Below are 4,579 nucleotides of genomic sequence, written 5' to 3'. Positions count from 1 at the left end.
CGGAGATACCGTCCGTGACTACATTATTTTTGTGATCAGGCAGGGACAGCACGCGCCCTGCCGGTCAGGCCCCGGCATCAGGTGCCGGCACGGTCATTCGAATTCAGGAGGATGGCGCGGCGCGCGCGTGCAGACTCGCGTTGAACGCGGGCACACGCAGAAATCCGGGGGGAGACAGGCTGGAGAAAAACGCCGCCGCGCGGTCGGCGCAGGCAACTGGAAAGTGGGCCGAATCATTGGCGACAGATGTCGCCCCGTTCATTGCATCGACAATTGCAAACCGCGTGACCAATTGAAACCTCGACTTCCATTTGAGGGTCAACGACGAGGAACAACCTGCGCGGGGATGACAGCGCCAGGGTGGTCCCGATCGGCTGCGACTGCCGGGTCTGTAGACGCACGGCAATCTTCTGGCGCCGGGTTTATGACCCGAAGCGCCGGCGGATAATAACCACGTTTTTTGCTGGTGAGGCAAACAAAATGTAGGAATTCGACGAAATAAATATCAGCTGTTTCCTACACCCTTGTGACGGTGGCAAAGAGACAGGAATGTCAAAAATGCTCGAACACCGCCCCACCGTTTCGTCCAGGCAACGGACATCGAAACCCGCGCAGAGTCTTGACCGGCCAGTGAAAAAACCACCGCGCGACGTGTTGCAATCACCCAGCACTAACAAACGCTAACAACGCATAACTGGCAGTCATTCTGCCGTGAAGGCAGGCTTGAATCTCACCGCTGAACGCCAGGCCACCTGCGAACCTTTTCGGTCGCCTCGCTCAGTCGAACGATGGTTTTGCGAGGGATTCGACCATGGCTGAAGGTTATCGCAACAATTGCCTGTGCGAGGCTGACCGGCTCGGCAATGACGAACTGTATGCCTTGGTCGCGGGCGCCGTCAGCCATGGCCGGGGGGAGGCGCAACAACTGTTCGCGACGGTGACGCCGTTACTCATCGCCTTTTACGAGGGACAGGCGCAGGCCGGGCGGATCCGTCGTGAAGACACCGGCAACCTCGTCCAGCAAGCTTTCAGGATGCTCTATCAGGAACAGGCCGCCCATGACCCGAGCTTTCCGTTTCGCGCCTGGCTGATCGAGATCGCGCGCTCGACTCTGCTCAACAATCCGGGCCATCGCGGCACTGACGCCGTGGCCACGGCCGACGCTTTAGCGGGTGCGCCCATACGCGAATGCCATGAAGCCACACGGGCAACGTGAACCGCCCTTCTCGCTGTGCAATGCTCTTCAGGGAATGCCCATGATTGATATCGAAAAAACCCTCTACTCCGCGCATACCCACACCACAGGAGGTCGCGAGGGCACAGGGCGCAGTCAGGATGGCCGACTGGATCTCAAGCTTTCTCCACCGGGCGCACCCGGCAGCGGAACCAACCCCGAGCAATTGTTTGCCGTGTGCTGGTCGGCCTGTTTTCTGGGCTCACTGCGCCATGCCTGCAACGCGCGCAAGATCGGTTTTCCGGCAACGGCCGGAGTCGATGCTCAAATCGATCTGGTCCATGGGGAGCAGGGTTTTTTCCTGCAGGCGAGACTGGCGGTGTCACTGCCGGAGATCGAGCCTGATGTGGCGCAACAACTGATCGACGCCGCGCACCAGAATTGCCCTTACTCCAAGGCCACGCGCAACAACATCAAGGTCAGCATCACCCTCGCCTGATCCGCCTTTTGCCCACAGCAAAACGCCCAGTCTTCCAACCACACCTTCGTACTATCCGGCGACACCATGGTGCAATAGATCGCGCCCGGGGCTTTTGATGTGATGGCGGGAAACCGACAAAAGCCAGGAGTTGCGCATGAACAAGCTGACGACTGCCGCGGGCGCGCCCGTGGTTGATAACAACAACGTACAGACCGCCGGCCCGAGAGGCCCGATGCTGTTGCAGGACGTTTGGTTGCTGGAAAAACTTGCGCACTTCGATCGCGAAGTCATTCCTGAGCGGCGCATGCACGCCAAGGGTTCGGGTGCGTTTGGCACTTTCACCGTCACCCACGACATCACCCGTTTCACCAAGGCCAAAGTGTTTTCCAGCGTGGGCAAGACCACCGATGTGTTCGTGCGCTTCTCGACCGTGGCCGGCGAACGTGGCGCGGCGGATGCCGAGCGTGACATCCGTGGATTCGCCATCAAGTTCTATACCGAGCAAGGCAACTGGGACCTGGTGGGCAACAACACGCCGGTGTTCTTTCTGCGCGATCCGTTGAAATTCCCCGACCTCAACCATGCGGTCAAACGCGACCCGCGCACCAACCTGCGCAGCGCCCGCAACAACTGGGATTTCTGGACACTGCTGCCCGAGGCGCTGCATCAGGTCACGATCGTCATGAGCGACCGCGGACTGCCGCGCACCTATCGCCATATGCACGGTTTCGGCAGCCATACCTTCAGTTTCATCAGCCCGGCGAACGAGCGTTTCTGGGTGAAATTCACCTGGAAGACCCAGCAAGGCATTGAAAACCTCACCGACCAACAAGCCGCAACCCTGATCGGCGATGACCGCGAAAGCGCCCAGCGCGACCTGTACAACGCGATCGAGGAAGGTCACTTCCCGCAATGGAAGCTCTACGTGCAAGTGATGCCGGAGCTGGATGCCGAGACTTATCCGATCAACCCGTTCGACCTGACCAAAGTCTGGCCCCACGCGGATTACCCGCTGATCGAAGTCGGTGTGCTCGAACTCAACCGCAACCCCGACAACTACTTTGCCGACGTCGAACAGGCAGCCTTCAACCCGGCCAACGTGGTGCCCGGCATCAGCTTCTCGCCGGACAAAATGCTTCAGGCGCGACTGTTCTCCTACGGCGATGCACAGCGCTATCGCGTCGGCGTCAATCATCATCAGATCCCGGTGAATGCGCCGCGCTGCCCGGTCAACAGCTATCACCGGGACGGCCAGATGCGCACCGATGCGAACGCGGGCAGCACAATCGGCTACGAGCCCAACAGCTACGGCCAGTGGGCCGAGCAACCGGATTTCAGTGAGCCACCGCTGGCCCTCAAAGGCAGTGCCGGACACTGGAATCATCGCGAGGACGACGATTACTTCTCGCAACCGGGTGCGCTGTTCCGGGCCATGTCGCCCGCCCGGCAACAGGTCTTGTTTGAGAACACGGCGCGCTCGATCCATGGCGCCAGCGCCCAGACCCGACAACGCCACATCGATAACTGCACCCGTGCCGATCCGGCGTACGGTGCAGGTGTTGCGCAGGCCATCGAAGCGCTGGGCTGATCCGCAATGATGCAAGCAGGGCCGGCAGGATTGATCCTGCTGGCCCTGCTGCCGTTGTCAGTCCTCTACGATGCTTTTCGCTTCAAGAAACGCTTCCAGCCCCGACACCCCGACCGGCTCCATGATCACCCCTGCATGCCCCACAGACCGGACCAGCTCGTAGTTCTCCAGCACCTGCGCTGCGTTGGCGAAGGACTGCGACGCGTACTGGCTGACCCATTGCGCACGGGCCAACGGTGCGCCGTATTTCTCGATGGCGGTGTCGCGTATTTCGTCGGTGCTCTCCAGTACCGCCGCCTGAAGGCGCTTGAGCATGTCGATACGCTCGGCTTTGGAGGTACGCCCCATCGTGTTTTGCGCACGCTGGGCGGCGGCGATGGCTTGCCTGGCGTCGTCTCGGTTGGCCAGGGTGACGGTGCCGATGACAGATTCCGTTGCCGGGTTGATGCATTCGATCGTTTCGCGGCCCTGAACGGGCACGAACACGCCATCGATGTAGCTGTGCTTGATAGTGCACATGGCGATATTCCCAAAGGGTTGAAACAGCAACGCCCGGAAAATCCGGGCGTTGATCAGGGCGATGGTTCAGTCGGGTAGTGATTCGCGGCTGAAGGCTTGCACCTCCTGCACCAGACCGCGAGCGGCCATTTCCACCAGTTGCCGGCCTTTTTCCGGCGAAGCCTGCGCCGGGTCCGAGCCCATGCGGCCATCCGGGTGACGGGCGCGGAAATCCGCCGCTTCACGGATCGGTCCCCAGTTGGCGATCTGCGGCGAGTAGTCGGCGGACTTGATGGAATCGGGGTATGCCCACTGGGTCACGGCGATTTCCGAAGGCGTGGCATGAATGCCGTGGCCGGTCGGGAACTGCTCACGGGCCAGCTCGTTAACCCCTTCCAGGTCCCACCAGTTGCACAGCTTCAGGGCGAACCCGGCTTTGCGGCGGGCGAAACTCGCTTCAGCGTACAGCTCCGAAAACGCGGCTTCGATTGACGCGATGTTGCCGCCGTGGCCATTGAGGAAAAAGATCTTTTCAAAGCCGTGGGCGGCCAGCGAACGAGTCCAGTCGGCGATAGCAGCGATGAAGGTCGAAGGCCTGAGCGAAATGGTGCCGGGGAAACCGAGGTGATGCTGCGCCATGCCGATGTTGAAAGTCGGGGCGATCAGGAGGTCGGTGTTCTTCTGCGCTTCATGGGCGATGATTTCCGGGCACATCCAGTCGGTGCCCAGCAGGCCGGTCGGCCCGTGCTGTTCGTTGGAACCGATCGGGATGACGATGGTGCGGCTGCGTTCGAGAAATTGCGCTATTTCGGACCAGGTCGATAGGTATAAAAGCATC

At 60.6% G+C, this 4,579-nt stretch carries 5 protein-coding genes; 3 read left to right on the top strand and 2 right to left on the bottom strand.

Annotated elements, in window-relative coordinates; translation table 11 throughout:
- Positions 1–811 precede the first annotated feature (811 nt).
- The 3 genes from AC1MDC_RS13635 to AC1MDC_RS13625 all read left to right on the top strand — a co-directional run bounded on the left by AC1MDC_RS13635 (position 812) and on the right by AC1MDC_RS13625 (position 3,243).
- Positions 812–1,216: a hypothetical protein gene (locus AC1MDC_RS13635; RefSeq protein ID WP_085700390.1), complete on the top strand. Its 405-nt coding sequence runs from the start codon at positions 812–814 to the stop codon at positions 1,214–1,216.
- A gap of 40 nt (positions 1,217–1,256) precedes the next feature.
- Positions 1,257–1,673 carry an organic hydroperoxide resistance protein gene (locus AC1MDC_RS13630; protein WP_480393142.1) on the top strand — a complete coding sequence of 139 codons (417 nt, stop codon included), beginning with the start codon at positions 1,257–1,259 and terminating at the stop codon, positions 1,671–1,673.
- A 136-nt stretch (positions 1,674–1,809) separates the two neighbouring features.
- A complete protein-coding gene (locus AC1MDC_RS13625; RefSeq protein ID WP_480393141.1) occupies positions 1,810–3,243 on the top strand; it encodes a catalase in 1,434 nt (477 codons plus the stop codon).
- Positions 3,244–3,300: 57 nt separating this feature from the next.
- Here AC1MDC_RS13625 and AC1MDC_RS13620 read toward each other — a convergent pair whose 3' ends face one another.
- Both AC1MDC_RS13620 and AC1MDC_RS13615 read right to left on the bottom strand, forming a co-directional pair.
- Positions 3,301–3,762, bottom strand: coding sequence for an aldehyde dehydrogenase family protein (locus tag AC1MDC_RS13620; RefSeq protein WP_480393140.1), 462 nt, complete (start codon positions 3,760–3,762; stop codon positions 3,301–3,303).
- 66 nt (positions 3,763–3,828) lie between these two features.
- Positions 3,829–4,578 (bottom strand): creatininase family protein, encoded by a 750-nt coding sequence (locus AC1MDC_RS13615; RefSeq protein WP_085703684.1) that lies wholly within the window; start codon positions 4,576–4,578, stop codon positions 3,829–3,831.
- Between the last annotated feature and the right edge of the window lies 1 nt (position 4,579).

It is taken from the genome of Pseudomonas sp. 1 (assembly GCF_056626735.1).
The sequence above is the reverse complement of the archived record's forward strand: the minus strand, read 5'-3'. Positions and strand labels throughout refer to the sequence as shown.